Raw genomic sequence first — 16,836 nt, forward strand, 5'->3', positions numbered from 1 at the left:
CATGCCCTCCGCCCTCGACACCAGAAAAGTGCGCTGCCTGGACGGCCTGTACTACTCATTCCAGATGCTCCGGCACCATTACGCGGGCCTGTGGGAGAGCTGCTGCGAGATCCCGAGCCACGAGTCGAAGCTGATCGCGGCGCTGGGGTCGGCCTGGGGCTTCATCGACGCCCTGCACCGCATCCGGGAAATCGCCCAGGCGGTGCCGGGCCTGAGCATCAAGCACCCTGAAATGCAGGCTTTCCTGCCCGCCTCGAGCCTGGCCGACGAGTATCGGCATTACATCCATCATTTGCGCAGCGAACTGGCCAACGATGCGCCCGGCAACGCCTTCCCGGTCTGGGGGACGCTGTCGTGGGTCGATCCCGTCAACCCGGTGCGGTCCCACATGGCGGTGCTCGGCACCCAGGTCGAGGGGACGCACTACGCCGGGTGCCACTTCGACCCCGTCGCCAGGCGCTGGACGAGCAAGGTCTGCCTCGGCCTGAACGGAAAATCCTTCAACTTCGACCCCGCCTTCGAGGCAGCCGCCCGATTTGAAACCTTCGTTTTGCCTTTTCTCGACGGCAGGCCCGCCGCGCCGGAAGCCGCCAAGCCCTCCCCTCCCCTCATCTCGGTCGACTTCATTCGCGGGACGCGCACCTAGAATTGCGCGAGGCACAACACGTCGGCTGCCCGCCATGAGGGGCAGGCCCGAGCGGGGAACCGCCGCGCAGGAAGACGTGGTGCGACTGAATTTCCCGCCCCCGCGACGGTCATATGCGCGTCGGGCCGCCGTGGCCCGGCGTGCCGGATGCCCAGATGATCATCGTTGCCACCTTCTGCGTCGCGCTGCTCGTCGCGACGACCCTGATTCACTATGAAGTGCTGCGTGCGCTGACGCTCAGCCTCCCCGTGCTAACGATCCCGCCGCGCAGCAAGCTCATCGCCGTCATCTTCGGCGCGTTCTTCGCGCACACGGCGGAAATCATCCTGTACGCGCTGACGACCTATGTGCTCGTCCGCTATCTGGGGCTGGGGAAGCTGGGCGAGATCCGCCATCTCAGCATGAGCGCGGCGATGTATTTCTCGGCCGAGACGTATACCTCGCTCGGCTACGGCGACGTGATTCCGAGCGGTGACCTGCGCATGCTCGCCGGCGCCGAAGCGCTCAATGGCCTGCTGCTGATCGGCTGGTCCGCGTCCTACACCTACATCGCGATGGAACGCTTCTGGAGCGGCGACGAGGGCGAAGCCGCGAAGGTACGTCGTGCGCCCGGCGCGCACCGGCGTACCCGACGCCATCCGGACGTGTTCCGACGCTGACCGGTACTCAGCACCACACGCCGGGGCGCGGCGTGTAGCTGTCGAGCACGCGCAGGTAGCTGGCGCGTGCGACCACGGAGGGATCGGGAAGATTGCGCTGGCTCATGCTGCCCTTCAGCTGCGCGATGGACGCGTACTCCTTCTCCTCCATCCAGTTCAGCATCGCTGCGAGGATCTCGGTGAGCTTGTCCGGGCCGTGCTGCAGCAGGCAGGAGGCGAGATGCACCACGTCGGCGCCGGCGAGCAATAGCTTCAGCGCCTCGCTCTCGCTGTGGACGCCGCCCGTCGCGGCAAGCGTCAGCCGCGTCCGGCCGTGCAGGATCGCGATCCAGCGGATGCGCAGCAGGGCCTCCTCGGCCGTCGACAGATGCAGCTGGTCGGTCATGCGCAGTTCGTCGAGGTCGATGTCCGGCTGGTAGAAGCGGTTGAACAGCGCGACGCCCTGCGCCCCGGCGGCTTCCAGCCGCTGCACGAGATGCGGCAGCGAGGAGAAGAACGGCGACAGCTTCATGACGATCGGCAGACTCACCACGCGACGCAGCTCGGTGAGCAGCTCGACGTAGCGCGCCTCGACCGCCGCGCCGTCCGCGTGCATGTCGGCGGCGACATGATAGACATTGAGCTCCAGCGCATCGGCCCCGGCCTGTTCGAGCGCGCGCCCAAGCTCGACCCAGCCCGACGGGGAGATGCCGTTGAGGCTCGCCACCACCGGAATCTCGAGCCGCCGCTTGAGCTGGTGCAGCTGCGACAGATAGCGGTCGAGGCCGCCATGGAAGGCGCCGGCGCCGGGCAGATAATTCTCCGCCTCGGCGTGCCCGAGTTCGCCGTGCAGCAGGAAGCGGTCGAGCATCGCGTCTTCGGCGTGCAGTTCCTCCTCGAACAGGGAATACATCACCAGCGCCGCGGCGCCGGCGTCTTCCAGCCGCAAGGCCGTATCCAGATTGCGCGACAGCGGCGAGGCGGAGGGCACCAGGGGGTTCTTCAGCCGCAGCCCGAGATAGTCGGTCGAAAGATCGGTCATGTCAGGCTCCGGGTTTGGATACGTCGGCAGGCGCCTGCGCCAGGGCCTGATAGGTCTTGAAGCGCCGCTCGGCCTCCTGCTGCGCCTGCTCCAGGAAACGCTTCGCGGCTTCCGGATGGCTGCGCGCGAGCATCGCGAAGCGGGTTTCCGATTCCATGAAGGCCTTGACCGGCTGCGACGGGGGCGCCGAGTCGAGCCGGAACGGATTGCCGCCGGTCTCCGCCACGCGCGGGTCGAAACGGAACAGCGGCCAGTGCCCGCTCTTCACCGCGAGCTCCTGCTGGCGCTGGTTGTAGAGCATGTCGTAGCCGTGGGCGATGCAGGGACTGTAGGCGACGATCAGCGAGGGCCCGGGATAGGCCTCGGCCTCGTGGAAGACGCGCAGGGTCTGCACGTCCTTCGCGCCGTATGCGACCGTCGCGACGTAGACGTGGCCATAGTCGCTGGCGAGCCTGGCGAGATCCTTCTTCGCCGTCGCCTTGCCGCCGGCGGAAAACTTGGCGACCGCGCCGATCGGCGTGGCCTTGGAGGTCTGCCCCCCGGTGTTCGAGTACACCTCGGTGTCGAGCACCAGGATGTTCACGTCGTAGGGCAAGGCCAGCACATGATCGAGGCCGCCGTAGCCGATGTCGTAGGCCCAGCCGTCGCCGCCGATGATCCATACCGAGCGCCGGACCAGCCATTCGGCGACCGCGACGAGTTCCTGCGCGCGCGCATGCCGCGACGCCGCGAGCCGATCGCGCAACAGCGCCACGCGTTCGCGCTGGGCGACGATGCCCGCCTCGTCGCGCTGGTCGGCGCTGACGAGCGCCTCGGCGAGGTCGCCGCCGATGTCCGAAGCGAGCTCGCGCACCAGCTGCTTTGCGTAGTCCATCAGGTGATCCGCAGCCAGGCGCATGCCGAGCCCGAACTCGGCGTTGTCCTCGAACAGCGAATTGCTCCACGCCGGGCCACGCCCCGCCGCGTTGACCGTGTAGGGCGTGCTCGGCAGGTTGCCGCCGTATATCGAGGAGCAGCCGGTCGCGTTGGCGATCAGCATGCGGTCGCCGAACAACTGGGTGGCGAGCCGGATGTACGGCGTCTCGCCGCAGCCGGCACAGGCACCGGAAAACTCGAACAGCGGATCGAGCAGCATCGAGCCCGGGATGGTGCCCTGCTTCAGCAGGCTGCGGTCGAACTCGGGCAGGCGCAGGAAGAAGGCGAAGTTCTCGCGCTCCTGCTCGCGCAGCGGGCCGATCGGCGCCATGTTGACGGCGCGTCGCGAGACGTTGGATTTGTCGTGGATCGGACAGGCCTCGACGCAATCGCCGCAGCCGGTGCAATCCTCCGGCGCCACCTGGTAGCTGATGTGCGTGCCGGCCGGCAGGTCCTTGCTCTTGATCGCCACGTGCTTGAATGTCGGCGGTGCGGCGACCGCCGCCTCGGCGGCGAAGGCGCGAGCGCGGATCGCGCTGTGCGGGCAGACGAACACGCACTTGCCGCACTGGGTGCACAGATCGGGATCCCACACCGGGATTTCCAGCGCGATGTTGCGCTTCTCGTACTGCGCGGTGCCGAGCGGATAAGTGCCGTCGGCCGGCATCATCGAGACCGGCAGGGCATCGCCGTGGCCGTGATAGAGCGGCAGGGTCAGGTCGCGCACGAAATCAGGCAGCTCGGCAACGGCTTCGTGCACGGCCGCCCTCGCATCGGCGCCGGCTTCGGCTGGGACAGCCGCCTGGTGCAGCGCCGCCAGCGCCATGTCGATCGCCTGGTAGTTCAGCTCGACCAGCCGCCGGCTCTTGCGCCCGTAGGTCTTGTCGACCGCGTGCTTGATCGCGACGATGGCCGCGTCCTTTTTCAGGACGCCGGATATCGCGAAGAAGCAGGTCTGCATGATCGTGTTGATGCGGCGTCCCATGCCGGCCGCGGCGGCGACGGCGTAGGCGTCGATCACCCACAGCTGCAGACGCTTGTCGACGATCTGCGCGCGCAGTCTCGCCGGCAGGGTCTCCCATACCGCATCGGGTGATGCCGGCGTGTTGAGCAGGAAGACCCCGCCCGGCGCGGCGTGCTCGAGCAGCTCGTAGCGGTCGACGAACATCGGCTGGTGGCAGGCGACGAAGCCTGCCATCCCCGGCTCGACGAGGTAGGACGACCGGATCGGCGCGGGGCCGAAGCGCAGGTGCGACACCGTCACCGCACCGGATTTCTTGGAGTCGTAGACGAAGTAGCCCTGCGCCTGCAGGGCGGTCGCCTCGCCGAGGATCTTGATCGAGTTCTTGTTGGCCGACACGGTACCGTCCGAGCCCAGTCCCCAGAACACCGCATGCTGCAGGCGGCGCGAGGCATCCGTGCGAAATGCCGCGTCCCACGGCAGCGACAGATGCGTCAGGTCGTCGTGGATGCCGATGCTGAACTGGCGCCTGGGCGCCGCGGCGGCGAGTTCGTCGAACACCGCCTTGACCATGCCCGGGGTGAACTCCTTGCTCGCCAGGCCATAGCGGCCGCCGATCACGCGCGGCATGGCGCGCACGCCATCGGCCGCCGCCTGCGCCAAGGCCGTCACGACGTCCTTGTAGAGCGGCTCGCCGTCGGCACCCGGCTCCTTGCAGCGGTCGAGCACGGCGATCGCGCGGGCGGTGGCGGGCAGGGCCGCGAGCAGCGCGTCGGCGGCGAATGGCCGGTACAGGCGCACCTTCAGCACGCCCACCCTGGCGCCGCGCGCGTTCAGATGCTCGACCGTCTCGTGCGCGGTTTCCGCGCCCGAGCCCATCAGCACGATGACGCGTTCGGCGTCGGCGTCGCCGACGTATTCGAACAGCCGGTAGGACCGGCCGGTGCGTTCGCCGAAACGGTCCATCGCCGCCTGCAGCACCCCGGGAAACGCGTCGTAGTAGGGATTGGCGCGCTCGCGCGACTGGAAGAACACGTCCGGGTTCTGCGAGGTGCCGCGCAGCACCGGGTGCTCGGGCGACAAGGCGCGCGCGCGATGCGCCGCGATGAGGTCGGCGTCGAGCATCGCGCGGACCGTCGCCTCGTCGACCGCTTCGATCTTGACGACCTCATGCGAGGTACGGAAGCCGTCGAAGAAGTGGACCACCGGCAGGCGGCCGGCGAGCGTCGCGGCGTGCGCAATCACCGCAAGGTCCTGCGCCTCCTGCGGCGAGCCGGAGGCAAGCAGCGCGCAGCCGGTCGCCCGCACCGCCATCACGTCGGACTGGTCGCCGAAGATCGACAGCGCGTGCGTGGCGATTGCGCGCGCCGCGACGTGAAGCACGAAGGGGGTCAGCTCGCCGGCGATCTTGTAGAGGTTGGGGATCATCAGGAGCAGGCCCTGGCTGGCGGTGAAGCTCGTCGCCAGTGCACCCGAGGTCAGCGCGCCATGCAGCGCGCCCGCCGCGCCGCCCTCAGACTGCATCTCGATGATTTTCGGAACCGCCCCCCACAGGTTGGTGCGCCCCTGGGAGGCCCATTCGTCGGCCCATTCGCCCATGCTGGAGGCGGGGGTGATGGGGTAGATCGCAATCACCTCGCTCGCGAGGTAGGCCATGCGGGCAACGGCTTCGTTGCCGTCGATGGTGTGCGTGCGCGTCATGATGCGGCCTTCGGACAATTCTGTCCTTTATTCTAGCCGCACGAGGGAAATGGGCCAGCCCGGCGACATGCGCTCAGGGCGGCGAAGCGGATGTCAGGTGCGGGGATGCACGCAGCTCGCGACCACCCGGCGGACCAGCGGCGCCATCACCATGACCGAGGGAAACGCCACGGCCCAGGAGCCGAGCCAGGCCGACAGCCACTTGCCGGCGAAGCCGGCGATCAGGCCGATCGTCTGCCAGGTGGCCACGCCGGATACCAGCAGCGACATCAGCCCGGACAGCAGCAGGGAAAACAGCGGGTGCGCGAAACGGGCAGGCAGCTTCATGACGCGTCGACGATGCATGAGGCGGCGCCGCGCTTCAACCCAGCTGGTCGGGTGCCTCGAGCGGCGTCCGATGGCCCTGCTCGCCGTGCAGCTGGGGCTGGTACCACCCCAGCTTCTCGCGCAGCCTGACGACATTGCCGACGATGATGAGCGTCGGCGGCTTCAGCCGGGCCTCTTCCGCCAGCGTCGGCAGGCTCCGCAGGTCGCCGGTGATCACACGCTGGGTCGGCAGCGTGCCGTGCTGGACGATCGCCGCCGGGGTGTCGGGCGTGAGCCCGTGCTTGATCAGCGCCTCGCACAACAGCGGCAATCCCTTCAGGCCCATGTAGATGACGATCGTCTGATCCTGACGGGCGATGCCTTCCCAGTTGAGATTGAAGGTGTTTTCCTTCAGGTGGCCGGTGACGAAGGCGACCGACTGCGCATAGTCGCGGTGGGTGAGCGGAATGCCCGCATACGACGCCACGCCGGCGGCGGCCGTGATGCCTGGCACGACCTGGAACGGCACGCCGTGCTCGACCAGGGTTTCGATCTCCTCGCCGCCGCGGCCGAAGATGAACGGATCACCGCCCTTCAGCCGCAGCGTGCGCTTGCCCTCCTTGGCCAGCCGCACCAGCATGAGGTTGATTTCCTCCTGCGGCACCGCGTGGTCGTCGCGCTCCTTGCCGACATAGATGCGCTCCGCGTCGCGCCGGCACATGTCGAGAATCGGTGGCGAGACGAGACGGTCATAGACGATGACGTCGGCCTGCTGCATCAGGCGCAGCGCGCGGAAGGTGAGCAGGTCCGGATTGCCCGGCCCTGCGCCGACGAGGTAGACCTCGCCGCGGCTGATGTCGTGCTGCGCTCCCTCCCGGATCATCGCGTCGAGCTGGGTCTCGGCCTCGGCGTCGCGGCCGGAGAACACCATTTCGGCCACCGGCGAGAGGAAGACCTTTTCCCAGAACGCGCGCCGCTGCTCCGGCTTGATCGCGTCCCGCACGCGGTCCTTGTAGCGCGACGCCAGCGCCGACAGCCGCCCGTAGGCGGCAGGAATCAGCGTCTCCAGGCGTGCCCGCAGCATGCGCGCGAGTACCGGCGATTCGCCGCCGCTGGACACCGCCACCATGATCGGCGAGCGGTCGATGATCGACGGCAGGATGAAGCTGCACAGCGCGGGCTTGTCGGCCACGTTCACCGGGATGTGCCGTGTGCGCGCGGCGTCGGCAACCAGTTTCGCCGCGGTGGCGTCCTCCTCGACGACGATTACGGCGTCCTTGCCTTCGAGCAGTTCGGGGCGGAAGGCGTCGGCCACGCGGGCCACGCGTTCGGCGTGCGGAAGCCGCGCGAAGCCTTCATGCAAGTCAGGGGCGGCGACATCGACGCGCGCGCCGGCGCGCAACAACAGCTCCGTCTTGCGCGCCGCGGTTTCGGAGCCGCCCACCACCAGGCAGTGACGGTCGCGCAGATCGAGGAAAATCGGCAGGTAGTTCATCGGGTCACTCGGCAGGCGCGGCTTGGTCGGCCTCCTCGGCCGAATACGGGGGGATGAAGATGAAGCGCATGTCGCCCGGGCTCATCTCGACGAAATCGAGCGTCACGCCCTGCAGGTAGGGCGTGCTTTGCGGCGCGATCAGCAGCTGAATGCCGTTGACGATCAGATGCTCGTCGGCCTCGCGTTCGGTGTCGAAGCCCATGCCGTAATTCACGCTGCCGTCTTCTTCCTGGTAGGCGGCGACCCGCAGGATCATCTCGAATACGTCGGGGTTGTTGTTGGCGACACGAATCTGCGCGGCGGCAGCGTCGGTGATCTTGATCATGGGCCTTCCCTCGAAAATTAAGCGGCGGCACGCGCCTTGTGCGTGCGCACCTGATTCAAAAACGGTCCGATCCAGCCGCGGGGGCCGGACCCGCGGCGGTGGACGTAGCCGGCGAGCAGGTTGCGATGCTGGTATCCGTCGTGCCGGCCGTCGATGCCGTGACCCCGCGTGACCTCGTAGGCGAATATGGCGTCGGCGGGGAGGTTTTCCAAGCTCGAATAGTGAAATTCATGCGCCGGAATCTCAGCCGTCTCCTGCCAGTGGTCCGCGCCCGTCGGCTGCAGCCTCGCATAGCCGCGGCCGACCGGCCGGTCGTGCATCACGGTATTTCCCGGCACTGCACCGACCATCCGGCAGGTCCTGCCCTGCCAGCTGAGCTCGCGCGACAGGTACATCAGCCCGCCGCACTCGGCGTAGGTCGGCAGGCCGGCATCGATCGCATCGCGGATCTGCCCGCGCAGCGTCGCATTTGCCTCGAGTTCGTTCATGAACATCTCGGGGAAGCCGCCGCCGATGAGCAGCCCGTCGACGTCCGGCAGCACGCGGTCGCGCAAGGTGTCGATCGCGACCAGCTCGACGCCGGCCCCGCGCAGGGTGTCGAGATCTTCGCTGTAGTAGAAGCCGAAGGCCGGATCCTGGGCGATGCCGATGCGCAGTCGCTCGGCGGACGTCGCCTGCAGGGGCGCCTGCGGCATAGGAAAGTCCGGAGCACTGTCCGCGATCGCAACGACCCGGTCGAGATCCACCTGCGCCGCGACGCGCTCGCCAACCCGCTGAATGCGCACGCGCGCGGCGTCCTGCTCGTTGGCCGGCACCAGGCCGAGATGCCGCTCGGTGATCTGCATGCCGGCATCGTGCTGGACGGCGCCGAGGACCTCGACATCGGTGTAATGCTCGATCACCGCGCGCAGCTTCGATTCGTGGCGGCTTCCGCCGAGGTTGTTCAGGATCACGCCGGCGATCCGGATGTCGCGGTCGAAGGCCTGGTAGCCGAGGATCAGGGGCGCGACGCCGCGGGTCATGCCGCGCGCGTCGATGACCAGCACGACCGGTGCACCCAGCAACTTGGCGAGGGCGGCGTTGGAGTTGCTGCCGTCGAGATCGAGGCCGTCGTAGAGTCCCTTGTTGCCCTCGATCAGGCTGACGCGGGCGCCGGCGCCCGCGCGCCCGAACAGCCCCGTGATCTCGGCGTGCTGCATCATGTGGAAATCGAGGTTGTAGCAGGGCCGCCCGGCAGCCATGCCGAGCCAGAGCGGATCGATGTAATCGGGTCCCTTCTTGAAGGGCTGCACCGCCTGGCCGCGCGCGTGCAGCGCCGCGCATAACCCCAGGGTCAGGGTCGTCTTCCCGGACGATTTGTGCGCCGCAGAAATGAAGACGCGGGGCCTGGAAGCCCCGCGCGCGTTCGAATCGTTCGTCATCATGTTGGCCGATTCATGCCTGACGCCCGCCTGCCGGCCTTCGTCCGGCAGGTCGCCGCACGTCAGTGTTCCAGCTTGGCGACGGTGGCGTCGTCCAGGCTGACCGGCAGCAGACGGAGCACCTTGACCGCGAAGGTCGTGATGAGCAGCGCGATCGCCACCCCGCCGAGCCCGAGGAACCATTCAGGCGTACTGGGCGAGTAGTCATGCACGACGCCGTCATAGAACGTGCTCTTCATCGTCATGCCCGGGAACATTTCCAGGGGATAGGCCTGGGCGCCGATGATGGTCACGTACTCCTGCGCGATGCCGCCGAGGATCACGAGCACGCAGGCCACGAGGACCCAGCTGCGCTGCTTGCCAAGGCCGGTCAGCAGGATCACGAGCGGAAGCACGCAGCCGACGACGATCTGGCCCACCCAGAACAGGGTGGTGATGTCCCCCCCATCGCGCAGGATGAAGGCTTCCGCCCCGTGCATTTTCGCGAAGTAGAGGTTGGTCAGGTGGTAGACCACCACGAAGTAGAGCACGGCGGCGACGAATACGGCCAGCAGGTAGCGCAGGCGGTTCATCACGACGTCGCCGAGCGGGCGACCGGTCCATGCGTACGACGCGGCCAGCACGAGCAGATAGATCGCGAGGCCGTAGGCAAACGACATGATGATGAACATCGGCGCCAGCATCGCACTGCCGTACAGGGCACGCGCGATCAGGAAACCGAACAGCGAACCGGTACCGGTCGTGAGAATCAGCCGCCACAGGAAGGCGGCGGTGCCGGCGACCTTCGTATACGCCTTCACGCTGCTGTCGAGCATGGTCCAGAGGTAGATCCCGACCAGCACGAAGAAACCCGAATAGAGGAACACGTTCCACGTGAACATCGACGTGAAGTTGAAGTGGGTCATCGCGACGATCAGGCGGTCCGAGCGGCCGAGATCGAGGACGAGCACCAGCAGGCCACCCGCCAGCAGGGCCAGCGCGAGAATCGCCGAAAGCGGCGCCAGCGGCTTGTACATGGGTTTGTTGAACACCGACGCGATCGACGCGACGTTCAGCGCGCCCGAGGCCGCCACGATCAGGAACACCGCAAACACGTGCGGCAGGCCCCAGACGACCTGGTTGTCCATGCCCGTCACGACGTGGCCGTGATGGTGCATGTACAGGTAGGACAGAAAGCCGAACAGCACGAAAAGGCCGATGCCGCCGAACAGCATCCAGTACTTCAGGCTGCTGCCTTCAACTTCGCGGAAAGTAATGCTTGCCATGTTGTTTTAGATTCCGTGGTAGCGGACGCCGACATTGAGATTGAGGTCGGCGCGGACCTGCTTGGTCGGCAGTTCGCGCAGCCGCTTCGAAATCTCGCTTTCGGGGTCGTTCATGTCGCCGAACACCAGGGCGTTATGACCGGCCTTGGTACAGGCCTCGACGCAGGCGGTGGTGCCGTCGCCGCGGTCGACCTTCTGCACGCAGAACGTACAGGCCTCGACACATCCAACGCCGCGGGGAACATCCGGCTTCTGCGTGTCGTTCAGCGGCTCGTGAACCAGCGAGCGAGCCTTGTACGGGCAGGCCATCATGCAGTAACGGCAACCGATGCAGGTGTGGCGGTTCACCAGGACAATGCCGTCGGCACGCTTGAACGACGCGCCCGTCGGGCAGACGTCGACGCACGGCGGCTCGGCGCAGTGCTGGCACAGCATCGGCAGGTTGGTCTCCTGCTGCGTCAGCGGATCCTGGAGTTCCAGCTTGCGGATCCACTGCGGCGCCTGCTTGGGGTGCTTGCTCTCGGCAACCGGCGTCCAGCCGTTCTCGGTGCTGCACGCGCTGACGCACTCGTCGCAGCCGCTCGCGCACTTGGTGGCGTCGACCAGCATGCCCCAGCGCACCGCGCCGCTGGCCGCCTGGTCTTCGGGGCGGCCGTGCGCCACTTCGACCAGCATCACGCCTGGAGCGAGCGTGACGCCTGCGGCGACCGTAGCGGCCCCGAGAAACCGGCGCCGCTCGGGCGACGCGGGCGAATTGTCAGTCATCGATTTCATCTCGGTCATTTGGCAACCCCGGCCATGTCTTCGGGGCTGATCTTGCGATCGGCCTGTGCCGCCAGCTGATGGGCGTAATGGGCCGACTCCGCGTTGAGCGGATGCATGGCCATCGAGCCCTGCGGCTTGGTGGAGTGGCAGTCGAAACAGTCGATCTTCACCGCGGCATAGGTGTGGCAGCTGACGCAGAAGTCGTCCTTCGAGGCCGCAACGCTGCCAGTCTTTTCGCTGGCGTGGCAGTTGATGCATTCCTTCAGGCTGTACTTCTTGGTACGAATCCCTTCGAGCACCGTCTCGTCACGATGGTGCAGCAGCACCTTCATGTGGTTGCGGCGCATGAACTCGTTGGGTTCGACGCAGTGCTCGCCCTTGGCGGCCTTCGTGATCACCGGCTTCGGGGCCCCCCCGGCCTTGGGCTGGTCTTCCGACCCGGCCCAGGCCAGGGCCGCGGTCGTCAGGACGACCGCCCCCAGAGCCAGAAGGCGTTTGAACTTGCGGGCCACGCTTAGTCACCCATGCCCATGACGATGTAGCCGGTCGGGCAGACGTCCGCACAGATGTGGCAGCCGATGCACTTGCCGTAGTCGGTGTCGACGTAACGACCCACGGTCGGGTTGTCCTTCTTCTTCACCTTGAACACCGCGGTCTGCGGGCAGTAGACGACGCAGTTGTCGCACTCGAAGCACTGGCCGCAGGACATGCAGCGCTTGGCCTCTTCCACGACCTGCTTCTCGGACAGCGCGTGCAGGCGTTCTTCGAAGTTGCCCAGGGCCTGTTCCTTGTCGAGCACGGTCACGTCACGGATGTGGCGCGCAACGTTGGGGAAATGGCCGAGGAACAGCTCGTTGTGCGGGATGATGTGACGCTGCGACCGATCTTCGAAGTTGTGCAGGATGTCCTTGCGCGCAGAAGTACCCCAGTCCTGGCCATGCACTTCGTTGTACTCGTGGCCGGATTCGAGCCACTTGCGGATCTCGTCGAAGTGGTGCACGTCGACCTTCGGACGCTTGTCGAGCTCCTTGCCGGCGAGGAAGGCGTCGATGCCGTCGACGGCGATCGAGGCGTGGCCGATCGCGGTAGTCAGCAGGTGCGGACGGATCACGTCGCCGCCGACGAAGACCTTGTCGTTGCCGGGGAAACGGTAGTTCTTGTCGGCCTTGATCAGGCCGTTGTTGTTGTTGAACTGTTCGAGGCCCGTGAAATCGACGCCCTGGCCGATCGCGGAAACGATCAGGTCGGCCGGCAGGTCACGCTCGGTGCCTTCGACAATCTTGGTTTCCTTGCCTTCCATCACGAAGTCCGCCACGCGCAGGGCGGTGGCACGGCCGTTGGCGTCAACGACCACCGCCACCGGGGTCACGCCGCCGATGATCTCGATGCCTTCCTGCTGCGCATGCTCGACTTCATGCTTGTTGGCGGCCATCTTGTCGACGGTGGCGCGGGAAACCAGCACCACGTCGGCGCCTTCGCGGGCGGAAATGGCGGCAACGTCGGACGCCATGTGCCCGGAGATCACGGCTTCCGGACGATCGTCATGGCTGCCGGACTTGGTCACATTGCCGAGACGGCGAGCAACGGTCGCGACGTCGATCGAGGTATCGCCGCCGCCGATGACGACGACGCGGTTGCCGACGTGCTGCAGGCGGCCCTCGTTGAAGGCACGCAGGAAGGCGACGGCGGTCACGCAGTTGGGCGCCTCGGCGCCGGGAACCGGGAGCGGACGGCCAGCCTGGGCACCCATGGCCATGAAGATGGCATCGTAGTTCTTGTCCAGTTCGTCGAAGCTGATGTCGCTGCCGACGCGGGTCTTGAGACGGGTCTCGACGCCCATGGCGATGATGCGGTTGATTTCGGCGTCGAGCATTTCGCGCGGGGTGCGGAAACCCGGGATGCCGTAGCGCATCATGCCGCCAAGCTCCTCGTGCTCGTCGAAGATGGTGACGGCGTGGCCGCGCAGGCGCAGCTGGTAGGCGGCGGCCAGGCCCGCCGGGCCGGCGCCGATGACGGCGACCTTCTTGCCGGTTTCGGTCGCGGCGGAGGTGAACGCCATGTTGTTGGCAATGCCCCAGTCGCCGATGAAGTGCTCGACGGAGTTGATGCCGACGTGGTCTTCGACCATGTTGCGGTTACAGCCGGATTCGCACGGCGCCGGGCAGACACGGCCCATCACGCCCGGGAAGGGGTTGGCTTCGGTGAGGCGGCGGAAGGCGTACTCCTGCCAGGTCACGCCTGCAGGCGGCTTCTCGATGCCGCGCGCGATGTTCAGATAGCCGCGAATGTCTTCACCCGCCGGGCACGAGCCCTGGCAGGGAGGCGTGGAGAGCATGTACTCGGGACACTTGTGGGTCCAGCTCGACTGGAAGATGCGATCCTGCGAAGAACGATAGTTCTTGTCGGACTCGCCATCCTTGAAGCGACGCCATGTCATGCCTTCGGTCTTTGCTGCTTTGTTCGTCGTGACAGCCATGTTGGTTCTCCTAACGCCTACACAAAATGAATGTTTGTTGAATATTTGGATCAGTCGAGCTTGACCGCCCGGCCGACCAGCTGATGCACACCGCCCACCATGCTCATGTCGAAGCCGTACTTGGGCAAGACCTTGGTGAATTGCGCCTTGCAGATGGCGCAGATCAGGGCCAGGAAGTTGACCTGGTGTTCCTTGACCACGTTGTTGAGTGCGGTCGCGCGGGGCAGCGCACCCTTGACCCGCACCTCCATGAGATCGTCCGTCAGCAGGCCGCCGCCACCGCCGCAGCAGAACGTGGCCTCACGGATCGTGCCGTCCGCCATGTCGTGGTAGTTGTTCACGACCGCCTTGATCAACTCGCGCGGAATTTCGAACTGGCCGCCCGGCTCCGTGCCCATGCGCGAAGCGCGGGCGACGTTGCACGAGTCGTGGTAGGTCACGACGAACTCGTCGTTGACCGACGGGTCGACCTGGATCTTGCCCTGCTTGATCAGGTCGTTGGTCAGTTCGCAAATGTGCTGGGGCTGCGGGTAGCTCGGGTCGAGCTGTTTCTGCAGTTCGATCGAGAACGGGTCATCGCCGCCGTAGCCGATACCGGTCAGCGTGTTCCAGAAGCTGTAGGCGACGCGCCAGGCATGGCCGCACTCGCCCACCACGATGCGCTTGGCGCCCAGTTCCAGAGCCGCGTCGCGGATGCGCATGGCGACATTGCGCATCGTCTCGTAATTGCCGTTGAAGAGGCCAAAGTTGCCGGCTTCCGACGCGTAGGACGACAGCGTCCAGCTGATGCCCGCGGCATGGAAGACCTTGGCATAGCCGATCAGCGACTCGACGTGCGGCTCCGAGAAGAAGTCGGCGGAGGGCGTGATCAGCAGCACTTCGGCACCTTTCACGTCCATCGGCAGCTTGACCGGCACGCCGGTGTCGGCTTCGATGTCCTCCTCGAGGCCGGCGAGCGTGTCTTCCAGCGCCGGTCCCGGCAGGCCGAGGTTGTTGCCGATCTTTTGCACCTTGCCGAGAATCTCGTTGGAGTACTTCTGCCCGATGCCGACGTGGTTGAGGATCTCGCGACCGGCCATCGTGATCTCGGCGGTGTCGATGCCGTATGGGCAGAAGACCGAGCAGCGACGGCATTCGGAACACTGGTGGTAATAGCTGTACCACTCGTCGAGGATGTCCTTGGTCAGGTCCTTTGCGCCGACGAGTTTGGGGAACAGCTTGCCGGCGGGGGTGAAGTAGCGACGGTAAACCTGGCGCATCAGGTCCTGCCGCGCGACCGGCATGTTCTTGGGGTCGGACGTGCCGAGGTAGTAGTGGCACTTGTCGGTACAGGCGCCGCAATGCACGCAGGCGTCGAGAAAGACCTTGAGCGAGCGGTACTTGCCCAGCAGGTCGCCCATCTTCTCGATGGCACGCTCCTTCCAGTCTTCGACGAGCTCGTGCGGATAACCCATGAAGTCCTGCACCGCCTTCGGCGCGGGGAACGTCTTGACGTGCGCCATCACGCCTTCCCGCAGCTTGGGAACCTCGATGTCGTCCTTCAGTTCTGGAATATCAAAATCTGCAGCAGCCACTTGAAAGTCCTCTGTCCGTACGTATGTGTCCGTCGTCGCTACCGACGGATCAGTTGTTCCGTTCCAGGCGCGCCGCCCAGGCCGCGACGTGGCGATGCTCACGCGGGTTGTCGACCTGGTTGCGGGTCGGGCTGAAGAACACGCCCGGAGCATGCAACAGCTTGCTGATCGGGAAAATGACCATCAGCGTCGCGACCAGCGCCAGGTGCACCAGCAGGGGAGGATCCTGGGGGAGCGGCTGGATGTCGAAATACATCAGGCCCATGAAAAATTCTTTCAGCGAGATGATGTCGGTATGGGCGACGAAGGTCATCACCATGCCCGACGCGCCGATGGCGAGAAGCAGGACCAGGATGAGGTAGTCGGAGGGCGTCGAGATGTAGCGCACGCGGTCGACAAGGAAGCGCCGCGCCAGAAGGCCCGCGAGGCCGATCACCATCATGATGCTCGCGTACTTGCCGAACGGCTGGACGATATCGACCCAGAACCAGACGGGTTGGGTGAAATAGCGGAGATGACGTGCGAGGACTAGGAACAGGCCGAAGTGGAACAGCCAGCCGAAGACCCAGATCCACTTGTTCGACTTGAAGAGCGACTCGAAGACCACGACCTCCTTGGCCATGCGGTAGACGACGCCCGGCTTCGTGGTCGGGGCGGGAGTCGTCGGGATGAGCAGCGGAGCGGGCGTCCGGCTGTAATCAAAAATCTTGTAGATCAAGCCCACCACCAGCAGCACGGTGGCGATGTAGAACAGCCCGGCGTAAATCATCGTCACAGTAGACAAATTCCATCTCCCATTGGGTCCGGACCCGTTTCACGCGAGCGCGTGGACGAATCGTTTTCCGCAGCACGTTGTGTTTACGAATCGAACGCGGTCCGAAATCTGGACGCATTCGATCGGGAAACACGACCGGGACGGACTCGCGCCGCGATGCGGGGCGAGCCGCCGGTCTTGCAGCTTAGATACAGCCAGTCGGCTTGGGCAGGCCGGCGATCTTACAGGCCTGCTTGGCGGGGCCGTAGGGGAACAACTCGTACAGGTACTTGTTGTTGCCCTTCTCGGGGCCGAGCTTCTTGCCGATCGCCTTGGTCAGAACGCGGACAGCGGGGGCGATCTGGTATTCGGCGTAGTACTCGCGCAGGAAGTTGACGACTTCCCAGTGCGCTTCGGTCAGGTCAACCTTTTCTTCGACGGCCATGTACTTGGCAATGTCTTCGTTCCACTGCGACAGATCGACCAGATAGCCTTCCTCGTCGACTTCGACTTCCTTACCGGCGATGTTCACCATAGGCATAGCAATACTCC

General features: G+C 65.8%; 15 protein-coding genes. 2 read left to right on the forward strand and 13 right to left on the reverse strand.

Going from position 1 to position 16,836, the window contains the following annotated elements; all coding sequences use genetic code 11:
- Position 1: 1 nt before the first annotated feature.
- Both VA613_RS13165 and VA613_RS13170 read left to right on the forward strand, forming a co-directional pair.
- A complete protein-coding gene (locus VA613_RS13165; RefSeq protein WP_324779474.1) occupies positions 2-646 on the forward strand; it encodes a hypothetical protein in 645 nt (214 codons plus the stop codon).
- A gap of 155 nt (positions 647-801) precedes the next feature.
- Positions 802-1,305 carry a potassium channel family protein gene (locus tag VA613_RS13170; protein ID WP_324779475.1) on the forward strand — a complete coding sequence of 168 codons (504 nt, stop codon included), beginning with the start codon at positions 802-804 and terminating at the stop codon, positions 1,303-1,305.
- 7 nt (positions 1,306-1,312) lie between these two features.
- Here the strand turns inward: VA613_RS13170 and VA613_RS13175 are convergent, their stop codons facing one another.
- From VA613_RS13175 to VA613_RS13235, 13 genes are all read right to left on the reverse strand, one after another.
- On the reverse strand, positions 1,313-2,326 hold the full coding sequence (locus VA613_RS13175) for a dihydroorotate dehydrogenase-like protein (RefSeq protein ID WP_324779476.1): 1,014 nt from the start codon (positions 2,324-2,326) through the stop codon (positions 1,313-1,315).
- Position 2,327: 1 nt separating this feature from the next.
- Positions 2,328-5,903, reverse strand: a complete 3,576-nt coding sequence (nifJ, locus tag VA613_RS13180) for a pyruvate:ferredoxin (flavodoxin) oxidoreductase (RefSeq protein ID WP_324779477.1) — start codon at positions 5,901-5,903, stop codon at positions 2,328-2,330.
- Positions 5,904-5,996: 93 nt separating this feature from the next.
- Positions 5,997-6,248, reverse strand: coding sequence for a DUF2798 domain-containing protein (locus tag VA613_RS13185; protein WP_324779478.1), 252 nt, complete (start codon positions 6,246-6,248; stop codon positions 5,997-5,999).
- A gap of 16 nt (positions 6,249-6,264) precedes the next feature.
- Positions 6,265-7,704, reverse strand: a complete 1,440-nt coding sequence (cysG, locus tag VA613_RS13190; RefSeq protein WP_324779479.1) for a siroheme synthase CysG — start codon at positions 7,702-7,704, stop codon at positions 6,265-6,267.
- A 4-nt stretch (positions 7,705-7,708) separates the two neighbouring features.
- Positions 7,709-8,029: a HesB/IscA family protein gene (locus tag VA613_RS13195; protein WP_324779480.1), complete on the reverse strand. Its 321-nt coding sequence runs from the start codon at positions 8,027-8,029 to the stop codon at positions 7,709-7,711.
- A gap of 17 nt (positions 8,030-8,046) precedes the next feature.
- Positions 8,047-9,453, reverse strand: a complete 1,407-nt coding sequence (locus tag VA613_RS13200; protein ID WP_324779481.1) for a cobyrinate a,c-diamide synthase — start codon at positions 9,451-9,453, stop codon at positions 8,047-8,049.
- A 59-nt stretch (positions 9,454-9,512) separates the two neighbouring features.
- Positions 9,513-10,715 carry an NrfD/PsrC family molybdoenzyme membrane anchor subunit gene (gene nrfD, locus VA613_RS13205; protein ID WP_324779482.1) on the reverse strand — a complete coding sequence of 401 codons (1,203 nt, stop codon included), beginning with the start codon at positions 10,713-10,715 and terminating at the stop codon, positions 9,513-9,515.
- A 6-nt stretch (positions 10,716-10,721) separates the two neighbouring features.
- Positions 10,722-11,489: a sulfate reduction electron transfer complex DsrMKJOP subunit DsrO gene (dsrO, locus tag VA613_RS13210; RefSeq protein WP_324779483.1), complete on the reverse strand. Its 768-nt coding sequence runs from the start codon at positions 11,487-11,489 to the stop codon at positions 10,722-10,724.
- Between the two features lie 5 nt (positions 11,490-11,494).
- The gene (locus VA613_RS13215; RefSeq protein WP_324779484.1) at positions 11,495-11,992 is read right to left on the reverse strand and encodes a hypothetical protein; all 498 of its coding nucleotides are present in this window, start codon (positions 11,990-11,992) and stop codon (positions 11,495-11,497) included.
- 2 nt (positions 11,993-11,994) lie between these two features.
- The gene (locus VA613_RS13220; RefSeq protein ID WP_324779485.1) at positions 11,995-13,956 is read right to left on the reverse strand and encodes an NAD(P)-binding protein; all 1,962 of its coding nucleotides are present in this window, start codon (positions 13,954-13,956) and stop codon (positions 11,995-11,997) included.
- A 50-nt stretch (positions 13,957-14,006) separates the two neighbouring features.
- The gene (gene dsrK, locus VA613_RS13225; protein ID WP_324779486.1) at positions 14,007-15,530 is read right to left on the reverse strand and encodes a sulfate reduction electron transfer complex DsrMKJOP subunit DsrK; all 1,524 of its coding nucleotides are present in this window, start codon (positions 15,528-15,530) and stop codon (positions 14,007-14,009) included.
- A 49-nt stretch (positions 15,531-15,579) separates the two neighbouring features.
- A complete protein-coding gene (locus VA613_RS13230) occupies positions 15,580-16,299 on the reverse strand; it encodes a respiratory nitrate reductase subunit gamma (protein ID WP_324781254.1) in 720 nt (239 codons plus the stop codon).
- 190 nt (positions 16,300-16,489) lie between these two features.
- Positions 16,490-16,825 (reverse strand): TusE/DsrC/DsvC family sulfur relay protein, encoded by a 336-nt coding sequence (locus tag VA613_RS13235; protein WP_324779487.1) that lies wholly within the window; start codon positions 16,823-16,825, stop codon positions 16,490-16,492.
- Positions 16,826-16,836 lie beyond the last annotated feature (11 nt).

It is taken from the genome of Thiobacillus sp. SCUT-2 (assembly GCF_035621355.1).
GTDB lineage: Bacteria > Pseudomonadota > Gammaproteobacteria > Burkholderiales > Thiobacillaceae > Thiobacillus > Thiobacillus sedimenti.

Bases quoted from the DNA above. Each gene is read 5' to 3' on its own strand.
- nifJ (WP_324779477.1), bottom strand. From the start codon at position 5,903: ATGACGCGCACGCACACCATCGACGGCAACGAAGCCGTTGCCCGCATG.
- dsrO (WP_324779483.1), bottom strand. From the start codon at position 11,489: ATGAAATCGATGACTGACAATTCGCCCGCGTCGCCCGAGCGGCGCCGG.
- VA613_RS13185 (WP_324779478.1), bottom strand. From the start codon at position 6,248: ATGCATCGTCGACGCGTCATGAAGCTGCCTGCCCGTTTCGCGCACCCG.
- VA613_RS13175 (WP_324779476.1), bottom strand. From the start codon at position 2,326: ATGACCGATCTTTCGACCGACTATCTCGGGCTGCGGCTGAAGAACCCC.
- VA613_RS13200 (WP_324779481.1), bottom strand. From the start codon at position 9,453: ATGATGACGAACGATTCGAACGCGCGCGGGGCTTCCAGGCCCCGCGTC.
- cysG (WP_324779479.1), bottom strand. From the start codon at position 7,704: ATGAACTACCTGCCGATTTTCCTCGATCTGCGCGACCGTCACTGCCTG.
- nrfD (WP_324779482.1), bottom strand. From the start codon at position 10,715: ATGGCAAGCATTACTTTCCGCGAAGTTGAAGGCAGCAGCCTGAAGTAC.
- VA613_RS13220 (WP_324779485.1), bottom strand. From the start codon at position 13,956: ATGGCTGTCACGACGAACAAAGCAGCAAAGACCGAAGGCATGACATGG.
- VA613_RS13165 (WP_324779474.1), top strand. From the start codon at position 2: ATGCCCTCCGCCCTCGACACCAGAAAAGTGCGCTGCCTGGACGGCCTG.
- VA613_RS13195 (WP_324779480.1), bottom strand. From the start codon at position 8,029: ATGATCAAGATCACCGACGCTGCCGCCGCGCAGATTCGTGTCGCCAAC.
- VA613_RS13235 (WP_324779487.1), bottom strand. From the start codon at position 16,825: ATGCCTATGGTGAACATCGCCGGTAAGGAAGTCGAAGTCGACGAGGAA.
- VA613_RS13170 (WP_324779475.1), top strand. From the start codon at position 802: ATGATCATCGTTGCCACCTTCTGCGTCGCGCTGCTCGTCGCGACGACC.
- VA613_RS13230 (WP_324781254.1), bottom strand. From the start codon at position 16,299: ATGATTTACGCCGGGCTGTTCTACATCGCCACCGTGCTGCTGGTGGTG.